The organism is Acinetobacter sp. (assembly GCF_039596015.1).
Classification (GTDB): Bacteria; Pseudomonadota; Gammaproteobacteria; order Pseudomonadales; family Moraxellaceae; genus Acinetobacter.
Genome location: NZ_JBCNKN010000002.1, coordinates 267310 through 289958 on the forward strand (window position 1 = coordinate 267310; position 22649 = coordinate 289958).

Sequence of the window (22649 nt, forward strand, 5' to 3'; positions counted from 1 at the left end):
AATAACATTGTCGATCCCTTTTATTTTCTTAGGTTTAGAGCAGCATGAAATCGATATGTATTTTTTTATACATTTCATGCAGTTTTTTTAATTTTTAAGATTAATATCAGCTAGGTTTCGTATATAGTATCACCTACCCACATACTTTGATTTTTTGTTGTTATTACACGGAACTGAATAATTAAATTTATAAATCAGTGCCATGTAACTACCCTATAGGAATAGGACTTAATTTAAATGAAAAATTTTAAAATTGCCCTTGCTCAATTTTCTCCACACATTGGCAATATTGAAAACAATACCGCAAAGATGATTGAACAGGCAAATCAAGCGAAAGCGCAACAAGCAGATATTGTTATCTTTCCCGAGTTAAGCGTTATTGGTTATCCTGCTGAAGATCTTTTACTACGTCCAAGTTTAAAAAATCGTACTCAGCAAGCATTATCTCAACTCAAAGAAGTAAAAGATATTGTGATGGTGTTTGGCTTTGTCCATCAGGCTGAAGATGGTCAACGCTTTAACTCTGCGGCAGTAATGAAAGATGGTGAAATTCTAGGTATTTATAATAAACAAAACTTACCGAATTATAGCGTTTTTGATGAAAAGCGTTATTTTAATCTTGGTCATCAACATTTAGTTTTCGAATATCTTGAGCATAAATTTGGTGTTCTGATTTGTGAAGATATTTGGAATATCAATACAGTTCAGCAACTTGCCCAATTAAATGTAGATACAATTCTTGTTCTCAATTCATCCCCATACGAAGTCGGTAAACCTCAGCATCGTATTGCTACAATGACTGAATTGACCAAGCAATTGCGGGTTAATCTGGTCTATACCAATCAGGTCGGTGGTCAGGATGATCTGATTTTTGATGGTTCTAGCTTTGTTCTTGACCGCGAAGGTCAATTGATTTGTCGTGCTGAAAGCTTTAAAGAACAACTATCTTTTGCAGAATTTAATGCAGAACAAGGTAGCTTTAAAGCTCAGGAAACTCAACCTGAATTAGAAACCATGGCCGAGATCTATCAAGGTCTTGTAATGGCGACACGTGACTATGTGCAACGCTCTGGTTTCCCTGGCGTTATTTTGGGATTATCTGGCGGAATTGATTCTGCCCTCACCCTTGCCATCGCAGTAGATGCATTAGGCGCTGACAAAGTTCAAGCCGTTATGATGCCTTATACCTATACTGCTCAAATTAGTATTGAAGATGCTGCTGAACAAGCAAAACGTCTAGGTATTACGTTTGGGGTTGCAGAAATTCACCCTGTCGTGAACAGCTTCATGCAAACGCTTTATCCGTTCTTTGGCAATATGCCTGCCGATGCAACTGAAGAAAATTTACAAGCACGTTCACGCGGCACTTTATTGATGGCGCTTTCAAACAAGTTTGGTAACCTCGTTTTATCAACGGGTAATAAGTCTGAACTCGCTGTTGGCTATTGCACTTTATATGGTGATATGGTCGGTGGTTTTGCAGTATTAAAAGATGTTTATAAAACGATTGTTTTTGAATTGGCAAAATATCGTAATAGCATCAGTGAAACGCCTGTAATTCCTGAACGTGTGATTACTCGTCCACCTTCTGCCGAATTACGTCCAGACCAGAAAGATCAGGACTCATTACCTGCTTATGATGTACTTGATGCGATCCTTTACGCTTACATCGAAGAAGACTTGAGCCAACAAGCCATTATTGAACGTGGCTTTGACCCTCAAGTGGTTGAGAAAGTGATTCGCCTTGTAGATATAAATGAATATAAACGTCGACAAGGTGCAATCGGTCCACGTATTAGTTCACGTGCTTTTAGTCGTGAGCGTCGTTATCCGATTATCAATGGCTGGAAAGCAGGTAGCTAAATTTACCTGATTCTGGATGAAGCCTAAACTTTGATGTTTAGGCTTTTTCATTTTTATAAAACGCAGATAAAAAGAAACCATGCTAGGAGCATGGTTTATAAAAATGGTGGCTATGACGAGACTTGAACTTGTGACCCCCGCATTATGAGTGCGGTGCTCTAACCAACTGAGCTACATAGCCGTAAACTGTGCGTGCATTATCTATAGTTCTTTCAATAAGGTCAATACATGTATTGAGTTAGATGATCACCAAACAATCAAACATCCATCATTTCACTCATTTTTTTAAAATGCTGAAATTTCAATCTATAAATCAAAATTTTACATATAAAAAAGCCAGTTCAATAACTGGCTTCTTAAGTGTTTTAAAAACTTACCAAATATCTGAATCTACTTTCTTTTTAAATTCAGGATGTTCTTCTAGTTTAAAAACTGGATCTTGAACGCCCTGTTTCAACTGACGACGATAGTCTTTTAATAGCATTTTCAAATAAGGCATCAGCAGTACAATTGCAACCAAGTTGATTGTGGCCATGATTCCCATTGACAAGTCAGCCATCGACCAGACTAAAGGTACACTTGTAATTGCACCAAAGTACACCATCACCAACACAAAGACTCGGAAAATAAACATGACAGGACGACTGTTATGAATAAACTGCATGTTACTTTCAGCGTAAGCATAGTTCCCTAAAATTGCTGAATAACAGAATAAGAAGAGAATAAATGCAAGGAAATCACCGCCATAATGACCAATTTGTGTTTCCAAAGCATGTTGCGTTAATTCAACACCTTGTAAACCACCCGTATTTGTATATACGCCTGAAATCAGGATGATCATGGCTGTACTTGTACACACGATAAAGGTATCGACAAATACCCCAAGCATTTGGACTAAACCTTGGTTTACAGGGTGTTTTACATCAGATGCAGCAGCCGCGTTAGGTGCAGAACCCATACCCGCTTCATTTGAGTATAAACCACGCTTAATCCCTTGCATCATTGCCATAGAAACAACGCTACCAAAGAAACCACCTGCCGCTGCATCAAACTGGAATGCTTTTGAAAAAATTAAACCAATAATATGTGGCAAAATATCATAATTACTTGCACAAATATAAAATGCAATCGCAAGATATAAACCAGCTTTTAATGGAACAAACATTTCTGCAAAGTGTGCAATACGTTTAATCCCACCAAAAATTGCAATTGCAACCAATGCAACAAGCACCAAACCAACCCATGAAATCGTCAGGTTTAAACCGCCTAATGGCAATACAACATTCGCTTTGTCCCATCCCCATGCATGAGAAGACGAGTCAATAATCGCATTGGCCTGAACTGAGTTAAACACCAAGCCATAGGTAATAATCATGGCGATAGCGAATACAATCCCAAAAGGTTTGCTCTTTAAGCCTTTGGTAATATAGTACGCAGGACCACCACGAAATTGTTGGTTCTCTTTATCTCGAATTTTAAAGAGCTGTGCCAAAGTTGACTCTACAAATGCAGAACTCATCCCAAGCAATGCAGTAACCCACATCCAGAAAACCGCACCCGGCCCGCCAATCGCAATTGCAATTGCCACGCCGCCGATATTACCCACACCAACACGACTTGCTAAGCCCGTTACGAAAGCCTGAAATGGCGTAAGCCCATGCTCATCTTCACCTTCTTGACGGCTGCTTTTCATGACTCGAATACTTTCAAAAAACATTCGAATTTGTACACCACCGGTGACAATAGTGTAAATTATCCCTACAGAGAGAAGAAATATCACTAAGAAATTCCATAATGGATCATTTAATGCTTTGATCCATGACATGAGAATATCGTTTAATTCCTGATTCATTCAGACGTCCTTATAGATAATACGGCTAATGTTTCATACCTGACGATGTGTTCTATCTTTTCAGTCAAAATAAAGACCCACTCCCTGTTAAGTCCAATACTTTGAAATGTATAAATACATAAGATAAATTTTACGGCCTCGTTACACGAGGTGACCGCTAGGTATAGTACTTTGCTTAATGTGATGCCAATTGGGTTTCACAAGTCGCTCAAGAAGTGCAGCCGTTTCTAAACATTGCTTGGTAAGATGAGCTGTCGCTAAAAATACGTGCTATTTTAGCTGTAACATAAATTTAACAATCCAACCTTTAAGGAAAGTTAAAAATAAAACGTTTGGCTGTTTTTTGCACCAAAAATCAACATTGTTGATAAATTAGGCTTCAAAAAAACGCAATTATACTGATTCATGTCATTAATCCAACTTTTTTCTTATTTTTTGCACTATTTTGTGTGCTATTTTTTTATTTTAAGACCTAATGCACATTTTTACGCTTTGTTTTGGTGCTTAAAAATAAAACATTATTTCATTTCAGCCTGCGCATCTTAAAGTTATTGTTAATGATCTGATAGACATTGTTGTTTTCTCTCAATTTGTAATGATTCAACTAGCCAGTGCTAGGCGAGATCGTTTATATTGCCCAAAACGAAAAGATTAAATAAAGGAGTCACCATGAATTCGGATCAGATTCAACTCGTTGATGAAGCCATTGTTTCACGCCATTCTGTTCGGGCTTTTTTAGATACCCAAGTTAGCCCAGAAATCATCCAAGATATATTACGTGTTGCAAGCCGTGCCCCTTCTGGAACCAATACGCAGCCATGGAAAGTGTACGTTGTTTCAGGCAAAAAACGAGATGAAATGGTTGACCGAGTCTGTAAAGCTCAACTTGAAGTGAATGCGAATCCCGAACTCGCTCAACAATATAAAGAAACTTTTGCATATTATCCTGAAACATGGATTTCTCCTTTTATTGATCGTCGTCGTGAAAATGGTTGGGGGCTATATGGATTACTCAATATTCAACGTGGCGAAAAGGAAAAAATGGCAGCACAACAACTCAGGAACTTTAAGTTGTTTGATGCACCTGTAGGACTCTATTTCACAGTCAATAAAGCCATGGGAATCGGTTCCAAAATGGATATCGCCATGATGATTCAAAATGTAATGATTGCGGCAAAAGCAAGAGGACTAGATACTTGCCCGCAAGCGGCATGGAATCATTTCCACCCGATTGTCCTTGATGTTTTAAATGCCTCAGCGGATGAAGAGCTGGTATGTACCGTTGCTTTAGGTTATGCAGATCCTGACGCATTAGTGAACAGTTTTATAACACCACGTGAACCTGTAGAAAACTTTGCAGTTTTTTTAGATCAATAATTTTTTATTAAATTAGGTCAGGTTCTGTCCATGTACCTGACCTTTTTATTTGTCGCTAAAAACTTTGGCTACGAACTTCACCATTAAATGTTAAACAATCTTGAACTCTAATTTGTTGTACAGGGCTTAGTTCCGTGACATCAAACCATTGATAAGCCGAATGTTCATGACTCAGTTGAATCTGTTGATTTTGTTTGAACTGACAACGAAAAATAAACGCATGTGAATGCACTGTGGGATGAAAATAAGCCCCGCTTAAATATAAAATTTCAATATCGCAGCCCAATTCTTCTTTGCATTCACGAATTAATGCTTGATGTATCGTTTCCCCAACATCTAAGCCCCCACCCGGAAGTCCCCAAGCAGCATCGGCATAGGTTGCCTTCAACAATAACACCTGCTTTTCTGTGTTGGTGATCACCGCATGTGAACTCATACGATATAAATCATGAAATGACATCTTAATCTAACCCTAAATCAATCGATATCATTTTCCATTGCCATCCATGACGGGCAAAAATAAAAGTCGTTTGTTTGTCATCATGGCGTATTAATTTCACCGCAAAACGATTGGGCGATAAATAACTTGTTTGATAGCGAATTGAATCATCTTCTTTTTCTGCCGTGTTTGCATGGGTAATGGTGCTGGCTTGCAACATATTGGGTGCCGAAAGACGCTCTTTTGCCACTTCAAAATGAGGAATCATTTTTGAGAGCTGTTTCCCTTCCATCAGTAATTGTATGGTCTGATTAGAAACCAGCAAATCTAAAACACGCTGGCTAATGTGACTGTCCAATACATCCCGAATAGTGTTATACCAAGGATTACTGTTTTGACTCTGCCCTGTTTTTAAATGTAGTAAAAGTGCTTTTTCGATCTGCGGCTTTAGGCTAGTTCTGACTTGTTCATAATCAATATAACCTGATATTTTTTCAGATTGATGTTGTTGATACGCTTGTCTGAGCTGATAAAGCATCCAGTAAGGCGATGCAATCCAGGTGATCAAAATCAGGCTAAACATTACCATTAGACTGAGAAGCCACTTCTTCATAAATATTCCTGCTACTCATCATAAAAAAAGCATGCCTAAGCATGCTTAGGGTCTGTTGACATTTAATAAACGACTTGTGTTATCGGCTCAGACCCCATTGTCCAAGTATAAATGAATTGTCAACAGACCATAATGTAACGGAATTCATTTTAACCCAGTGTTAGATCTTTAATCGTTTGTGTAATGCCATTGTTTTTTACAGAGGCAATGCCTTTATCTCGTGCTTGTTCGGTACTATACATTTGGCTTGTGCCAATAATTTGATGATTTGCCGCCTTTAAATTGAAATAGGCCTTGCCATTTTTTGCTGTCAGCGGATCATATCGTACATCATTAGGGCTATTGGTTTGTACAGACTGAATACCATTAACTGCCGATGCTTTGGCTTTATATAACTCACTTGTGAGAATAACTTCGCCATTTCCTGCTTTTAGTACAAAACGATACTGTCCATCAGATGCTTGAGAAATTTCATACCATCCACTCATACCCACCTCTTTTTCTGCTTGTTTGTCTATAGTTTTATCACTTTGGTGATTGGCTTAAGATATGTTGACATTTAATCCATAACTTGTGTGATCAACTAAAAAATAGCCATCTTCACAAACATAGCAAAACAATCAACTGACCTTAATATAAGAGAATATAATTCGGAGAAAGTGTACATTTTGTAAGCAAATGCTATTTTTCTAGATCTTTCCTTACTTTTGGTTTTTTAATCATCCTTATTATTTTCATCTGCTTTATCGTTCATACATACTGGGGTGATTTTCCTTTCAGACAAAAGCTGAATTTTTTCTCAAATTCGTCCACAATAGTCCTATCTTTTCATTTTGACTTGAAAGCTTATATGAACCATTTAGCGTTTATTCGTTATCAGCTACAAGGTGTAGATGCACTCAAATTTTTGCAGGGACAAGTCACATTACATGTAGATCGCCTTGCAACAGCAACACCCCGCTATACAGCCATTTGTGATTTAAAGGGTCGTATCCAGTTTGGACTATGGTTAACCAAGCAGTCTGCTGAACATTTTGAAATTGTGGTGACACAAGACCAAAGTGAAGAATTCGCCAAACATATCCGAAAATATGGGGCTTTTTCTAAAATGACGCTGTCTGACCCAACACAGGTTTATCCAGAAATCACAGCAGATTCAACGCAGTTTAGCCCTGAAATTACGGATGTTATAACTTGGCAATTGCAAGCGATTGAACAGGGTCAGGCATTTATACGTCAGGCAACCGCACACGAGTTCCAACCTCAAGAGTTACGCCTGCATCAGCGTGAAGGTGTTCATTATGATAAAGGCTGTTATCTAGGACAAGAAATTGTTGCTCGCCTTTGGTTTAAAGCCAAACCGAAACATTGGTTACACTTGGTACAGGGTCAAGGTGTCGCACCTCAAGCGGGTGAAAAATTAAATGCCGATGTTCAAGTCGTTAATAGCATTGCCGATGCAGATGGCTTTAAAGCTTTGGTTGTCGCAAAGCCAGATGCACTAGCACCACTTGGTTTAAGCATTTTAAACCTACCAGAAAGCTTAAACGGCGATGTTGCAAGACCACAAAGTTAAGGAATTTTTTGGGGACTACACGTTTTAAGCGTGTGTCTCCAAACATCATCACGCCTGTCTTTAGACATATTTTGTTTAGTTCATTTATAAAAAAATACAGTTCTTTAGACTTATTTTAAGGACAAGCTTAGATTTATATTCTATAAACCCTCTTAAGCTTACTTTTATGAAAGATTTACCATGAATATCAAACCATTATTTACTGCGCTTGGTCTAAGCCTCGCTGCAATCACGGCAGCTCATGCTGACTCAAAAACAGTTGAACACAATATAAAAACCAACTTTCCAGACATTCAGGTTCAATCGGTACAAGCCACACCTGTTCCAGACATCTATGAAGTGTATATGGATGGACAAATTGTCTATACCAATAACGATGCACGTTATTTCTTTTTAGGTAATTTGGTTGATCTAAAGAACAAAGTGAATTTAACGTCGGTGCGTCAACAAGAATTGACAAAAATTGATGTTAAAACGCTGCCATTGCAACAAGCGATTAAACATGTAAAAGGCAATGGTAAACGTGTCATGTATTTATTCAGTGACCCTGATTGCCCATATTGCCAAGCCTTAGAAAAAGAATTGCAAAAAGTGGATAATGTCACTATCTATCTATTTTTATACCCATTAACCACACTTCACCCAAATGCAGAAAAAATTGCAACGCAGGTCTGGTGCTCAAAAACACCTTATCAGTCTTGGGAAAATTATGTGTTAAATCATCAACAACCGACTGCCAGCAAAAGCTGTAGTACTCCGATTGCTAAAAATCTAGAACTAGGTAAAAAGTTAAATGTTGATGGAACACCAACTTTCTTCCTGCAAAATGGTAATCGTATCTCTGGTGCTCAATCAGCGAGTGATATTAACCAGTTATTAGATTCAGCAGCCAAATAAATTTTTTTCTTCGGATTTGTCTCTATTTCCCTCATACGTTGATGATGAACGAAAATGACAAATCCGAATGAAATCGTTCTGCCCCGACCTTACAGCTCATTTTCGAAAATCTGGCAAATAGCCTCGGGTCGGTTTAAATTAAATGCTTTTTAAAGGCTTTATTCGCCCTGATCTTCTGATATACTTTGCTGTGCAAAACGACTGGCAAGAATGCCGCAGACAATTAATTGAATTTGGTGAAATAACATCAATGGCAATAAAATCAAGCCTATCGGTTGCCCAGCAAAAATGATTTTTGCCATTGGGACACCACTTGCCAAAGTCTTTTTAGAACCACAAAATAAAATCGCAATTCGGTCTGCACGATTAAAACCAAATGCTTTACTTGAATAGCTAAGTAAAATCATCACAATCGCAAGCAACCCACAGCATATCAATACCAAAGCAACGAGCGTTTCAATCGACACTTGATGCCAAATTCCTTCAATGACAGCTTCACTAAATGCCGCATATACAACCATTAAGATTGAACCTTGGTCGACTGCTTTAACCACAACAGCACGTTCTTTTAGCCAAGGAAAAATTTTAGCTCGGCAGATTTGCCCTAAAATAAATGGTACCAAGAGCAGCATGACAATATTAAGTACCGCATCCCCTGAACCACTCGCCCCTTGATGCATCGATTGTGCAATGAATAAACTCACCAAAAACGGTGTAATAAACATGCCCAATAAATTTGAAGCAGATGCACTACATAACGCTGCGGGCACATTTCCTTTGGCGATTGAAGTAAAAGCAATCGACGATTGCACTGTAGAGGGCAACATACAGACGTAAAGAATCCCTAAATACAGTTGATGTCCCAATAATGGTTCTATAACAGGTTTTAAAACCAGCCCGAGAATCGGAAACATTACAAACGTGGATGCAAAAATAAATAAATGCAGCCGCCAATGGGTCAATCCTGCAATAACAGCTTCTCTAGAAAGCTTGGCACCATGTAAAAAAAATAACAGTGCAATCGCAAAATTTGTCAGATGATTAAATATGACCGCAGCCTGCCCATAAATCGGGACAATGCTGGCCAAAATTACCATACCCATAATCATTAAACTAAAATTATCGGGTAGAAAACGTGGTCTTGTCATTCATACTTCCCTGTTTATCCAGAGTATTTATAAAATAAAATGTTGTGTTATAAAAACATATTTAAAACAAACATTAAAGCAGACTATCGTTTATCTGGGTATATTTGGGAACACCATTTAGAAAAAGCCAACAAAGGCGGTTAATTATCACCCGTTACCACCACTGCATGATTAAAATACTTACCCCAACAAATCCCAGTATAGTACTGAGCATCAAAGCACTAAGCGCCTGTTTTTCCAGATTATAGATCTGCCCTAAAATCCCAAAAATAATCGGCATCGGGAGAGCTGCTATCAGCGTACCTGCATGTTTCATTTCATCTGACACATTAGGCAAAATACTGAACATGCCATATATCACCAATGGCATAATTGAGATATTCGAAAAGACAACGGATAAAACCTGAATATTTATTGTTTTAAAACCAAGACCAACCAAACTACCACCAATCACAAAAAGTGCTAATGGAGAGGCACTTTGTCCGATATTTTTAAGTACCTGATCTAAAAGTGGGGGTAAATGAACTTCAAATAACACACAAAAAACTGCAATAAGAATGGCAACCACCAACGGCGTTTTGATCAGGTTTGCCATGGTTTTTTTTAACATGATATCGGTACGTGCCTGTCCATGAAGACCCGCTTCAGCCAAGAGTAAAACCATCGTAATCATGACCAGATTTTCGATCATCAAAGTCAGTGAAATATAAACGACAGCATGGCTTGCCATTAATAAAGGTAAAATTGCTGTCCCAATCAGCCCGGTATTAGACATTGCAGCACCCATGGAAAGTACCGCAGATTGAGTAAGCGTATTTCTAAAATAATAGCGGTATAACAGATATGCACTACCAAACACCAATAATGACCCGCCCATATACGCAATCAAATAACTCGGTAGCCATATTTCTTTTAAATTTTTACTTGCAAGTGCATGTAGGATATAAGCAGGTAGTGCAATTTTAATAACAAATGCCCCAAGCCCCTTGATTTGCTCAGGTGTGAACAGATTTAGACGGACACTGACATAACCTAAGGATATGCACAGAAAAATGGGGAATAAGATACTAAATAACAAAGCGACCTCAAAAAAAGAGCATTTAAATTCTATTTTAAATGCTCTTTTATCATCACTGATGAAAAGGTTGTAACAAATGGCGGAAACCGTGAGGTTGGCAACGCAGATATTGCGGTGCAACTTCCATTTTTACACCGAAAGCAGCCGCAGCATGCCAAGGCCAACGTGGGTCGTACAATATTGCCCGAGCAACCGCAATCGCGTCTGCTTGTCCACCACGTACAATCAATTCCGCCTGCTGTGCTTCGGTAATCAAACCAACGGCAATAATTGGAGTTTTCACCTCTGCCTTGATGGCTTCGGCAAATCCAACCTGATAATTGGGCTCAATATCAATTTCCTGACGGGCATGTAAACCACCACTAGAAACATGAATATAAGCCACATTCAGTTGTTCAAGTTGTTTGGCTAGTGCAAGACTTGAAACCAAATCCCAACTTGGCTCGCCAGCATATTCCATCCAGTCTGTTGCAGAAATACGCACACCCACTGGATAACCCGTTGGCACAACAGCCTGAATGGCCCGAATAACCTCTAACGTGAAACGAATACGGTTTTCCAGACTCCCACCATATTGGTCCTGACGCTGATTTGAAAGTGGCGACATAAATTGATGCAGCAAATAACCATGTGCAGCATGAACCTCAATCAAATCAAATCCTGCTTCAACTGCACGCACCGCAGCTTGAGCAAAATCAGTTTTGATTTGCGCTATTTCCTCAAGCGTAAGCGCATGAGGTTGCATGTCTTGCTCATTAAAAGCAATCACACTTGGCGCAACCGTTTGCCAACCATGTGTATCTTGAGGAGAGAACTGCCCTCGTCCAAGCCATGGTTTATCTGTCGATGCCTTACGCCCAGCATGTCCCAATTGCACTGCAAAAGGCATCGGTGACAAACTTTTTACTTTGTTCAGTAAGATTTTAATCTGATCTCGTTGCTGATCGTTCCATAACCCCAAATCAGCAAAAGAAATTCGACCTTGTGGTTGAACAGCCGTTGCTTCAATGATGCACAGCCCCGCACCAGATAGTGCATAACTTGCCCATTGCTGTTCGTGCCAATAGCTGACTTCACCCTGTTCGGTCGCTGAATATTGGCACATTGGTGCAATAATAATTTTATTACTAAGTTCTAGCCCACCAAACTGAATGGGTTGAAATAACTGTGGCATTGATCACTTATCCCCGATTAAAATTGTTTTGTAATACTTAGCCCTGCGCTCCAATTCCGTCCTTCTGCTGGTTCAAAATAACGTCCATTACTGTCATTTACAATCACAGAACCAATATATTTTTTATCAAAAAGATTATCTACACGGGCATAGGTATTAAACGCCCAATCTTTCATTTTCCAGCTATATCCTACATTTAAAGCTGTTGTAGTATAACTTGGTGCAATTGAGGTATTTTGGTCATCTGCAAAAATCTTATCCATATAATGTACATCTACCCCACCATATAGACCTTGTTCTGGCTTCCAGCCTAAACCTAAATATGCCTGATTTTTAGCAATACCTGGGATATAGGCATCTTTGTTAATTGCATTAGCAACCAACTTCCCTGTTTTTTGATCATATATTGCAGAGGTATTACTATCAAATTTTGCATCTAAATAGCTATAACTGGCTTGAGCTGTTAAGTCTTTCCATAGTTTTTTATTCCACGACACCTCTACGCCTTCACGCAATGTTTTATCAGCATTACGGAATGTTGAACGTCCATTAGAAGACCCTGCTGAAACAATGTCATTTTGAGTTTTACTTTGGAATAGTGCAAGTGTGAAATTACCCAATACATTATTCGACTTCAACCCTAACTCATAGTTGTCACTGCTTGATGGTCGTAAATCAAAGTTAAAACCTGTCCCACCATCTGTACGATAGGCCATCTCGGTAAAGGTTGGGGTTTCAAAGCCTTTGGTATAACTAATATATGCCAATAAATCTGGCTGAATTTGCCAGCTTAACGCTGCCGAAGGCAAAGTTTTAGAGTATTCAGTTTTACCGCTATCATCACCATTACTTAAGAAATGGTCTTTAGATTTATAATGCACATTGCTATACCGCACACCAGTATCCAAACGCCAAGTCGGTAAGAATTGCCAAGAAGCTTGCATATATGGGTCGGCATTCCAAAGGGTGTTGTCTTCATCACGGCGTAAATTACCTTTCACTCCATACGATGGTTTACCACTCACCATCGTAAAGTTTTCATATCCTTTACGGTCTTCATCCATTGCATCCAAAGCCAAACCAACATTTACAGTGGTATTCGGTAATAGTTCCTTTCCTGTCCAACGGAAATCTGCACCATAATAATTACGGCTAAAGTCAATCACCCCACCTGCATGATTTTTATTTAACTGTGCAGTATTTGGAATAGATTGGTACTGTGTGACCTGACGATTGCCCACATACGCCATAGCATACAGTTCATTATGATCATTAATCGGTTTTGACCATGTTATGCCTGTTTGGGTCTGCTGAATGTCTTTGCGCACATTATAAATATTTTGAGCATCATTCATCTGTTTAGGATTTTGTTGCCATTGTTGATAGCTTAGCCCTTGAGGATCTTGTGCATGGATTTTGACATAATTGGTCACCCAATTAATTTTGCTACCATCGGTTAAGTTCCAAGTCAATTTGGCATTATTGAGTACTTTATCTGCGGCACTATGGTCACGATAACCGTTGGTGTCAAAATAAGATGAACTCACCACATAACTCGGTTCATTATCGTGTTTTGCACCACCTTGCAAGATCAGCGAGCTACTACTACGCTGATCACTGCCGCCAGCATACCCCATCGTAATTGAATCAGGACCTTTTCCTTCTTTGGTGGTCGCCATCACAACGCCACCAGAAGAGTTCCCATATAACGATGAAAATGGCCCAGTCAAAACCTCTAAATGGTCTAAACTGTGTAAATCAATATTTGATGTTTGCCCCTGACCATCGGGCATGGTTGCAGGAATTCCATCGACATATAAACGAATCCCACGAACGCCAAATGTCGAACGTGCCCCGAAACCTCGCATCGAAAGTTGCAAATCTTGCGCATAGTTTTCACGGTTATTTAGCTGAACACTTGGAACCCCTTGTAGCACCTCAGTTAAATTAACGCCTAAGCTATTTTGTTGTTGTGGAGCATCTACCCGAAAAACCGAAGCAGGCGTCTGTAAATACGATGTATCTGTATGCGTTGCTTCTACTTTAATGGTCGGTAATTGTGCAACATTATGATCATCCGCCTCCTGTGCATACAATTGCTGCGTCACACATAAAGATAACAACAGCATCGTACTTTTGGGAAATTTAATATTTGGATCAGAATACATTTTCGCAACCTGGTTTTGGGGAGAGTGGGAATTTTCCATTAAAGGATATGTTATATAAAAATCGTTCTGCAACAACATCCTGATCAGAAGTCAAAATATAATATAGAGAAACTATTACTTATTGTATTAATCCCCAGCATTGAACTCAAGCAACAGCTTTGTCTTTAATACATACACATTTCACACAATGCCATTGTTCACGTACAATAATCTTTTTTTACATTGACATTCTCATGCCTGAATTACCCGAAGTTGAAACGACTAAAACTAGTCTGGAGCCTTTATTAGGACAAACTGTTCAAGGTATTCTTGTCAGAAATGGTCAATTAAGATGGCCTATTCCTGAAGATATTGCCTTATTAAAAGGACAAAAACTTCTACAACTTTACCGCCGATCAAAATACATCATTGCACGTTTTGAAAAGCACAGTATGTTGTGGCATTTAGGAATGTCGGGTAGTTTTCGGATTTGCCATTCAGAAGATGAGCTTCGTAAACATGATCATTTAATTATTCAGTTTGACCAACTGCAACTACGTTACCACGACCCTCGTCGTTTTGGCTGCATTGTTTGGCTCAATGATGAAAATCAAAAAAAACTGCTGGATCCTCTTGGCCCCGAACCACTCACAACCGACTTTAATGCTGATGATTTATTTGAAAAACTAAAAACTAAAAAAATCGGCATAAAAATTGCAATCATGGATAATCATATTGTTGTCGGTGTGGGAAATATCTACGCAACTGAAAGTCTTTTCAACTTGGGAATTCATCCCGCACAGCCTGCACACTCTCTAAGTTTTGATCAAATTGAAAAACTGGTTTCTGAGATCAAGCGTATCTTGCAACAAGCCATTACCCTTGGAGGCTCAACCCTCAGAGACTATAGTAATGCTATGGGAGAAAACGGTTATTTTCAGCAAACGCTTTTGGCTTATGGTCGTGCAGGAGAAATGTGTGTCAACTGCGAAACCACTCTCGAGAACATAAAATTAGGTCAACGTGCCAGTGTGTTTTGTCCTCACTGTCAGCCATTTAAAAAAGCATCTGTTTAGCAAGGAGTACATGCATGCAAACAGCCATTGTCCGACATATCTTGGTAAAAGATAAAAATCTAGCTGAGCAACTGAAACAAAAAATTCAGGCAGGTAGCGACTTTGCAAAAATTGCCAAACAGTACTCGACCTGTAATTCGGCAAAACGTGGTGGAGAATTAGGTGAAGTCAGAAAAGGACAACTTGTTCCTATTATTGACCGTCTGGTTTTCTCAGCAGCAGAAAGAGTGTTGCACGGCCCAGTCAAAAGCCAATTTGGTTTTCACTTACTTGAAGTAAAATTCCGCACAGATTTTTAAGATCTTTTGACCAAACACTTATGTTTTTATGATGGGTATTTTTGAAACGTACACGCACAGTTGGAATATGATCATTACAAAATGAACGTTTCATCACATCGTGGCAATAAAAATACCCTCAAAATTTCAATGTTCTGTTGCATCAAATGAAGTGTTGGTTTTTGCATGCGGATTCATCACATAAATCCAAACCTCTATCGTTTCACCTGTCTGTAACTGAGCATGTGTTTGAACCCGCTGATATTGAAAGCCCTCAAAATCATCTAGCATTTGCCAATGATTTTGCAACTTGTCTGATGAAAAAATATAGCCTTCAACGCCAGTAGGTGTTCCATCTAGAATAACGGCAAATAAACCCTGATCAGGCCCCCAATCCAAGATATGTACTGTGCCATCTACGCTAGCCTCTTGCCAGATTCCACCAATATTTTCCAATAGATAGGCATTTTCATGCTGAGGACGTAAAGTGCCATATACGAAAAGATGATCCATTTTGACCTTTTATCTTTAAAAATTTACGATAAAAAACGGCACCTAAATGTGCCGTTTCTCTTTTTATCTTGCTTACTTTTTCAAAGCATCGCGAATTTCACGAAGCAATTGAATATCTTCTGGTGTTGCAACAGGTGCTGGAGCAGCTTCTGCTTCTTGTTTACGGCGCATTCTATTAATTAATTTCACCATAATAAAGACAACCCAAGCCAAAATAATAAAGTTAATTAAGATGGTTAGGAAGTTACCATAAGTCAATACGTTAACCCCTGCCTTTTGAAGCTCGGCTAGAGATTGTAAGTTATTAGGATTATTGCCCAGTACGATAAACTTTTGTGTAAAGTCGACCCCTCCCCCTGTAATAAGGGTAATAATCGGCATAAAAATATCTTTAACCAAAGAATCCACGATTTTACCAAATGCACCACCAATGATGACACCCACGGCTAAATCGATCATATTCCCTTTAACAGCAAACTCACGGAACTCTTTTAAAATACTCATTTCAATCTCCAGCGCTTTTCATCTGAGTTATATAATATGGTATATATTATGTATGTATTTCCATCTAATTTACTTGGTTTTGAAAATTTGCCAATGCTTTGTAGAGAATTTTATACAAAAAAACCGCTAATTAGCATTAGCGGTTTTTTTTAACGCTCAAGAAAACTTATTTATCGCGGTTACGCTTACGTTCGTTTTCAGTCAAATAACGCTTACGAATACGAATTGATTTTGGTGTTACTTCTACCAACTCATCATCTTCAATAAATTCAAGCGCTTGTTCAAGCGTGTATTCAATTGCAGGAACCAATGTCAACGCATCATCTGTACCAGATGCACGAACGTTTGTTAACTGTTTCGCTTTCGTTGGGTTAACAACCATATCGTCTGAACGAGAGTTAATCCCTACGATCATTCCTTCGTAAACTTCTAACTGAGGTTTAGCGAATAAACGACCACGGTCTTGTAAACCGAACAACGCATAGCCCAAGCAAGTCCCTTGAACCATAGAAATCAACACACCGTTTTGACGTTTCGCAACAGTACCTTGTTTCACAGGACCATAGTGAGAGAAGCTTGAAGTCATGATTCCTGTACCAGAAGTCATGGTCAAGAATTCAGAACGGAAACCGATTAGACCGCGTGAAGGAACAGTTGCTTCAATACGGATACGGCCTTTACCGTCAACTTCCATATTGGTCATTTCGCCTTTACGGTGACCCATTTGTTCCATTACCGCACCTTGATGTTGTTCTTCAACGTCAAAAGTTACGTTTTCATATGGTTCTTGTTTTTCACCATCAATTTCTTTGATGATTACTTGTGGACGTGATACGCCCATTTCGAAGCCTTCACGACGCATGTTTTCAATTAATACTGAAAGGTGAAGTTCACCACGACCAGATACTTTGAAACGGTCTGGACTGTCAGTGTCTTCAACACGTAAAGCGACGTTATGAATCAATTCACGGTCAAGACGTTCACGAATATTACGTGACGTTACGAATTTACCTTCTTTACCAGCAAACGGAGAGTTGTTTACTTGGAAAGTCATCGAAACTGTAGGTTCATCTACAGATAATGCTGGTAATGCTTCAACATTTTTTGGATCACAGATTGTGTCTGAGATGTTTAATGCATCAATACCTGTGATACATACGATATCACCAGCAGAAGCTTCTTCAACATCAACACGCTCTAAACCGTGATAACCCATGATTTTAAGGATACGACCGTTACGTGTGTTGCCTTCTTTATCAATCACAGTCACAGGTGTATTTAATTTTACAGAACCACGTTGAATACGACCAACACCGATTACACCTACGAAACTGTTATAGTCAAGTGATGAAATTTGCATTTGGAATGGACCATCAACATCAACTGCTGGTGGTTCAACGATGTCAACAATTGTTTCAAACAATGGTGTCATGTCTTCAGCTAATTCTTCTGGTGCAGGACCTGCAACACCACGTAAGCCTGAAGCATATACGATTGGGAAATCTAACTGTTCGTCAGTTCCACCCAAGTTATCAAATAAATCAAATACTTGATCAATAACCCAGTCTGGACGCGCACTTGGTTTATCTACTTTGTTAATGATCACGATTGGTTTCAAACCACGTGCGAACGCTTTTTGCGTTACGAAACGTGTTTGTGGCATTGGACCTTCTTGAGCATCAACCAAAAGAAGTACGCAGTCAACCATCGACATAACACGTTCAACTTCACCACCAAAGTCGGCGTGTCCCGGGGTATCCACGATGTTGATACGGTATGTTGTATCAGTACGTTTATCCAACCAAGTGATTGCCGTGTTTTTTGCCAAGATGGTAATACCACGTTCACTTTCTAGCGCGTTCGAGTCCATGACACGCTCAATCTCGCCTGCACGGTCGCCAAGTGCACCAGATTGCTGAAGAAGTTTATCGACAAGCGTCGTTTTACCGTGGTCGACGTGTGCAATAATTGCAATATTACGGAGATTTTTAATATCTGACATGGATTTCGATAGGCCTAAAAATGAGGGCAAATTATACTAAAAAAACTGCTTAAAGAGTAGTGACAGTTGCCAGAGTCACTGCTTTTTTTTAAAACAGACTCTCTTTTTATTTTATAAACTTTTGTAACTCGATTAGAATACAGCCATCTTCGCCCATTCCATTCACTCCACATGTCTAATTTATCTACCACGACAAATAAGTCTGAACAACATTCAGATTTAGTTTTTGGTTTAAATGATAAACCCAAATTACCACATGCTTTGCTAGCAGCATTTCAACATCTGCTCGCCATATTGGTACCTATCTTAACGCCGGGACTACTCATCTGTGGTGCCTTAAAAGTTCCCGCACACGAAACCACCATGATTTTATCAATGTCACTGGTGATCTCAGGGATTGCAACTTTTATACAAAGTAAAAAAATTGGTCCATTAGGTGCTGGTTTACTGATTGTACAAGGGACAAGTTTCAATTTTATTGCACCGATTATGACCATCGGCAGCCTGATGATTGCAAAAGGTACACCGTATCAACAGGTGATGGCTGCCATTTTTGGTGTAGTCATTGCAGGTGCATTCATCGAAATGGGCGTTTCCCGCATTTTACCTTGGATTAAAAAACTCATTACTCCTCTTGTGACAGGTATCGTGGTTTTACTGATTGGTCTAACCCTAATCAAAGAAGGGTTAATCAGTATGGGCGGTGGATATGGCGCTATGGCAGATGGTAGTTTTGCCAGCCCAGACAATTTAATCATGTCAGGATTAGTGCTTGGACTCATTATTTTACTCAATCGGATTTCTATTCTATGGGTAAAAAGTTCAGCCATTTTATTTGCACTGATTATTGGTTATATTGTTGCGGGACTGATGGGGCACCTCGACTTTACCGCATTCGATCAAGCACCTGTTTTTCAATTGCCAACACCGCTACATTTTGGAATTGATTTTAACTGGTCACTTTTTTTGCCACTCGCCTTTATCTATCTTGTAACATCTTTAGAAGCGATTGGTGATATCACCGCAACAAGTCAAATTTCCAAAGAACCGATGAGCGGCCCAATCTGGATGCAACGGATTAAAGGGGGCGTTCTTGTTAATGGTGCAAACTCATTATTGGCAGGTATTTTTAATACATTCCCAAGTTCTGTTTTCGCCCAAAATAATGGCATTATTCAACTGACAGGGGTCGCAAGTCGCTATGTTGGATTATGGATTGCTGGCCTTTTGGTCATTTTAGGATTATTCCCTAAAATTGCAGGTCTGATTCAAGCTGTGCCCCAAGCCGTATTAGGCGGAGCTGTCATGGTCATGTTTGGTGCTGTTGCTGCATCGGGCATTAATATTTTAGCCAGCATCCGACTTGATCGTCGTGCATTACTGATTATTGCAATTTCTTTGGCGCTTGGTCTAGGTATCGCACAAGTTCCAGACTTTTTGAAGCATCTACCAGAATTATTGCGAAATATCTTAAGCTCAGGCGTTGCAACGGGCGGCATTACTGCTTTAATTTTAAATCTTGTTCTTCCAGAACAACGCCCGTAACCACATTTTTATTCTTTGCCCAGTATTGTTCTGGGCATTTGTGTTTTAAAAGGTCTCTCATGGATCCTCGAAGTGAAGTTATTCTACGCCAGCAAGAGCATTTAAACGGGCATGTCTTATTTATCAATGCCCCAAATGATGCTTTACTTTTCGAACTTCCCCAGACAGTTCAACAAACAACGATCTGGACATGGAATTTTGCAGAGTTCCAATCCCAACAACAAAAAGGACTGCACAGTCACTTTGGTACATCACTCCCTACGGGTACATTCGATCAGGTTGTGATCTTTATTCCCAAATCAAAAGAGTTACTTCACTATGTGTTGTACCAAATTGCCAGTCATTTAGCGCTTGGAACTTTGGTCTTTCTTGTTGGGGAGAAAAAAGGCGGAATCGAAGGGGCAGCAAAACAAACCTTAAAATACGGTAAGGCAACCAAATTAGACAGTGCACGACATTGTCAGTTGTGGTGCTATCGTTTAGAAAAAGACATGCCTATTCAGCCTCTTGAATACTGGTTAAAATCGTATTCACTTCAAGTTCAGACCCAGCAAATTCAAATTTTTGCACTCCCTGGTGTTTTTAGTCAGGAACGTCTAGATATTGGCACAGCAGTACTTCTCCCCTACCTGTCCCAAGTAAAATCAGGTAAACTCGCCGACTTTGGCTGTGGTGCCGGTATCATTAGCTGTACTTTGGCAAAATTAAATCCACAAAATACAGTCTATGCATTAGACGTGGATGCATTTGCGCTCAAATCGACTGAGATCAGCAGTGACCGAAATGGACTGTCTGGGCAAATACAAACTTTAGCTGTAACAGGGATAGAGGATGCACCAACTGCATTAGATGCTCTTATCAGCAATCCGCCCTTCCACCAAGGAATTCACACCCATTACCAAGCCAGTGAAAATTTATGTCTACAAAGTAAACGACATTTGACTGTGACAGGTGAATTGTGGATTGTGGCAAACCGTTTTTTAAATTACCCCATTTTAATTGAACAGCATTTCGGACATTGTACTGTCAAGGCTGACCAGCAAGGCTTTAAAGTATTGCATGCCTGCGCAAAACAGTAACGAAAAGGAAACTGGATGAGTGACACAAATCAAACTGAGCACCTACAACGAAGGTTAGGTGCTCGCCATCTGAATATGATTGCTATCGGTGGCTCAATTGGCACAGGCTTATTCTTGGCTTCTGGGTCAACAATTGCAACCGCAGGTCCTGGTGGTGCATTACTGGCATATGCCTTAATTGGTCTCATGATTTATTTCTTAATGACTAGTTTAGGTGAATTAGCAACACATAACCCGACATCTGGTGCATTTTTTACCTATGGTAATAAATATGTTGAAGAAGGTTTTGGTTTTGCTTTAGGCTGGAACTATTGGTACAACTGGGCGATCACGGTTGCTTTTGAGCTCGTCGCTGCACAATGGATCATGGGTTTTTGGTTTCCAGATATTCCAGGTTTTTGGTGGAGTGCCCTATTCTTAATTATCATCTTTATGATCAATGCCATGTCCGTTAAGGGCTTTGGTGAAAGTGAATTTTTATTCTCACTGATTAAAGTTTTGGCAATTATCACTTTTATCATCATTGGTTTAGCAACAATTGTAAAAATCTTTCTCACGCCAAACATGCATGCTTTTGCAAACTGGACATATAAAGACGCACCTTTTGTCGGTGGTTTCCAAGCCATGATTGGCGTGGCAATGATTGCCGGTTTCTCTTTCCAAGGGACAGAAATGGTTGGTGTGGCCGCAGGTGAATCAAAAGACCCTAAAAAAACCATTCCACTTGCCATCAAACAAATTTTCTGGCGTATTCTTTTATTCTATATCGTTTGTATTTTCATTATCGGTACTTTAGTTAGCTATGATGATCCACGTTTAATTCAGGCAGCAACAAATAACAATATTGCGCTTTCACCCTTTACATTACTTTATGAAAAAGTTGGATTGGCATTTGCTGCAAGTCTAATGAATATCGTCATTCTTACTGCCATTCTGTCGGCAGGTAACTCGGGAATGTATTCTTCAACCCGTATGCTTTGGGATATGGCAAAAGAAAAACGAGCGCCAAAGTGGTTCTCACAACTCGATAAACGTGGCGTACCGATGCGCGCCTTGTATGCTACAACAACGATTGCAGCTTTGTCTTTGCTCACTAGCTTTATTGGTAAACAAGAAATTTACAACTGGCTACTAAACATGTCAGGCATGTGTGGTTTTATCGTTTGGCTTGGTATCGCGATTTCACACTATCGTTTCCGCAAGGGATACATTGCCCAAGGACATAAACTCGAAGATCTTGCATACCGTGCAAAATTTTTCCCTTTTGCACCTTGGTTTGCTTTTATTCTATGTACAATCATCATGCTGGGGCAAAATTATCAAGCTCTACTTGGCTCAAAAATAGATTGGCTAGGATTACTTGCAACTTATATTACACTTCCATTGTTCCTAATCATTTGGTTAGGCTATAAGTGGAAATATAAAACCAAGCTTATTCCATACACAGAAATGGATGTTAAACCACAAAAAGATGACTAAACCAAAACT

20 protein-coding genes and 1 tRNA gene are annotated in these 22649 nt (G+C 39.4%); 9 read left to right on the plus strand and 12 right to left on the minus strand.

What is annotated here, in order from left to right:
* Window positions 1–237 precede the first annotated feature (237 nt).
* Window positions 238–1863 (plus strand): NAD+ synthase, encoded by a 1626-nt coding sequence (locus tag ABDV70_RS03005; protein WP_343595295.1) that lies wholly within the window; start codon window positions 238–240, stop codon window positions 1861–1863.
* Between the two features lie 104 nt (window positions 1864–1967).
* On the opposite strand, the gene ABDV70_RS03010 is transcribed toward ABDV70_RS03005, so the two are convergent.
* Both ABDV70_RS03010 and ABDV70_RS03015 read right to left on the minus strand, forming a co-directional pair.
* Window positions 1968–2044 (minus strand) — tRNA-Met (locus ABDV70_RS03010).
* 192 nt (window positions 2045–2236) lie between these two features.
* On the minus strand, window positions 2237–3715 hold the full coding sequence (locus ABDV70_RS03015; RefSeq protein ID WP_343595297.1) for a sodium:alanine symporter family protein: 1479 nt from the start codon (window positions 3713–3715) through the stop codon (window positions 2237–2239).
* A 669-nt stretch (window positions 3716–4384) separates the two neighbouring features.
* On the opposite strand from ABDV70_RS03015, the gene ABDV70_RS03020 reads away from it, so the two are divergent.
* Entirely contained in the window at window positions 4385–5092 is a 708-nt protein-coding gene (locus tag ABDV70_RS03020) for a nitroreductase (RefSeq protein ID WP_343595299.1), read from the plus strand.
* A 55-nt stretch (window positions 5093–5147) separates the two neighbouring features.
* Here the strand turns inward: ABDV70_RS03020 and ABDV70_RS03025 are convergent, their stop codons facing one another.
* The 3 genes from ABDV70_RS03025 to ABDV70_RS03035 all read right to left on the minus strand — a co-directional run bounded on the left by ABDV70_RS03025 (window position 5148) and on the right by ABDV70_RS03035 (window position 6632).
* Entirely contained in the window at window positions 5148–5552 is a 405-nt protein-coding gene (locus ABDV70_RS03025) for an NUDIX domain-containing protein (protein ID WP_343595301.1), read from the minus strand.
* A gap of 1 nt (window position 5553) precedes the next feature.
* On the minus strand, window positions 5554–6144 hold the full coding sequence (locus ABDV70_RS03030) for a DUF2939 domain-containing protein (RefSeq protein WP_343595303.1): 591 nt from the start codon (window positions 6142–6144) through the stop codon (window positions 5554–5556).
* Window positions 6145–6293: 149 nt separating this feature from the next.
* On the minus strand, window positions 6294–6632 hold the full coding sequence (locus ABDV70_RS03035) for a YegP family protein (RefSeq protein ID WP_343595305.1): 339 nt from the start codon (window positions 6630–6632) through the stop codon (window positions 6294–6296).
* A 362-nt stretch (window positions 6633–6994) separates the two neighbouring features.
* On the opposite strand from ABDV70_RS03035, the gene ABDV70_RS03040 reads away from it, so the two are divergent.
* Window positions 6995–7720 carry a folate-binding Fe/S cluster repair protein gene (locus ABDV70_RS03040; protein WP_343595307.1) on the plus strand — a complete coding sequence of 242 codons (726 nt, stop codon included), beginning with the start codon at window positions 6995–6997 and terminating at the stop codon, window positions 7718–7720.
* 180 nt (window positions 7721–7900) lie between these two features.
* Entirely contained in the window at window positions 7901–8617 is a 717-nt protein-coding gene (locus ABDV70_RS03045) for a DsbC family protein (RefSeq protein ID WP_343595309.1), read from the plus strand.
* A 158-nt stretch (window positions 8618–8775) separates the two neighbouring features.
* Here ABDV70_RS03045 and ABDV70_RS03050 read toward each other — a convergent pair whose 3' ends face one another.
* The 4 genes from ABDV70_RS03050 to ABDV70_RS03065 all read right to left on the minus strand — a co-directional run bounded on the left by ABDV70_RS03050 (window position 8776) and on the right by ABDV70_RS03065 (window position 14146).
* Window positions 8776–9765: a bile acid:sodium symporter family protein gene (locus ABDV70_RS03050; RefSeq protein ID WP_343595311.1), complete on the minus strand. Its 990-nt coding sequence runs from the start codon at window positions 9763–9765 to the stop codon at window positions 8776–8778.
* Window positions 9766–9919: 154 nt separating this feature from the next.
* Window positions 9920–10843, minus strand: coding sequence for an AEC family transporter (locus tag ABDV70_RS03055; protein ID WP_343595312.1), 924 nt, complete (start codon window positions 10841–10843; stop codon window positions 9920–9922).
* A 52-nt stretch (window positions 10844–10895) separates the two neighbouring features.
* Window positions 10896–12017, minus strand: a complete 1122-nt coding sequence (locus ABDV70_RS03060; RefSeq protein ID WP_343595313.1) for an NADH:flavin oxidoreductase/NADH oxidase — start codon at window positions 12015–12017, stop codon at window positions 10896–10898.
* Window positions 12018–12034: 17 nt separating this feature from the next.
* The gene (locus tag ABDV70_RS03065; RefSeq protein ID WP_343595484.1) at window positions 12035–14146 is read right to left on the minus strand and encodes a TonB-dependent receptor; all 2112 of its coding nucleotides are present in this window, start codon (window positions 14144–14146) and stop codon (window positions 12035–12037) included.
* 272 nt (window positions 14147–14418) lie between these two features.
* Between ABDV70_RS03065 and mutM the strand changes: the two genes are divergently transcribed.
* The gene (gene mutM / locus ABDV70_RS03070) at window positions 14419–15240 is read left to right on the plus strand and encodes a bifunctional DNA-formamidopyrimidine glycosylase/DNA-(apurinic or apyrimidinic site) lyase (RefSeq protein WP_343595314.1); all 822 of its coding nucleotides are present in this window, start codon (window positions 14419–14421) and stop codon (window positions 15238–15240) included.
* A 14-nt stretch (window positions 15241–15254) separates the two neighbouring features.
* Window positions 15255–15539 (plus strand): peptidylprolyl isomerase, encoded by a 285-nt coding sequence (locus tag ABDV70_RS03075; RefSeq protein ID WP_343595316.1) that lies wholly within the window; start codon window positions 15255–15257, stop codon window positions 15537–15539.
* Window positions 15540–15665: 126 nt separating this feature from the next.
* Here ABDV70_RS03075 and ABDV70_RS03080 read toward each other — a convergent pair whose 3' ends face one another.
* The 3 genes from ABDV70_RS03080 to typA form a co-directional block, all read right to left on the minus strand.
* Window positions 15666–16031: a gamma-glutamylcyclotransferase family protein gene (locus ABDV70_RS03080; protein ID WP_343595318.1), complete on the minus strand. Its 366-nt coding sequence runs from the start codon at window positions 16029–16031 to the stop codon at window positions 15666–15668.
* A 72-nt stretch (window positions 16032–16103) separates the two neighbouring features.
* Window positions 16104–16535 carry a large conductance mechanosensitive channel protein MscL gene (gene mscL, locus ABDV70_RS03085; RefSeq protein ID WP_343595320.1) on the minus strand — a complete coding sequence of 144 codons (432 nt, stop codon included), beginning with the start codon at window positions 16533–16535 and terminating at the stop codon, window positions 16104–16106.
* A 166-nt stretch (window positions 16536–16701) separates the two neighbouring features.
* A complete protein-coding gene (gene typA / locus ABDV70_RS03090; RefSeq protein ID WP_343595322.1) occupies window positions 16702–18537 on the minus strand; it encodes a translational GTPase TypA in 1836 nt (611 codons plus the stop codon).
* A 171-nt stretch (window positions 18538–18708) separates the two neighbouring features.
* Between typA and ABDV70_RS03095 the strand changes: the two genes are divergently transcribed.
* From ABDV70_RS03095 to ABDV70_RS03105, 3 genes are read left to right on the plus strand one after another with little or no spacing between them, the layout of a single operon-like run.
* On the plus strand, window positions 18709–20082 hold the full coding sequence (locus ABDV70_RS03095) for a nucleobase:cation symporter-2 family protein (RefSeq protein WP_343595323.1): 1374 nt from the start codon (window positions 18709–18711) through the stop codon (window positions 20080–20082).
* A 59-nt stretch (window positions 20083–20141) separates the two neighbouring features.
* Complete coding sequence (locus tag ABDV70_RS03100) at window positions 20142–21161, plus strand: class I SAM-dependent methyltransferase (RefSeq protein WP_343595325.1); 1020 nt, start codon at window positions 20142–20144, stop codon at window positions 21159–21161.
* 15 nt (window positions 21162–21176) lie between these two features.
* Complete coding sequence (locus tag ABDV70_RS03105) at window positions 21177–22640, plus strand: amino acid permease (RefSeq protein ID WP_343595327.1); 1464 nt, start codon at window positions 21177–21179, stop codon at window positions 22638–22640.
* Window positions 22641–22649 lie beyond the last annotated feature (9 nt).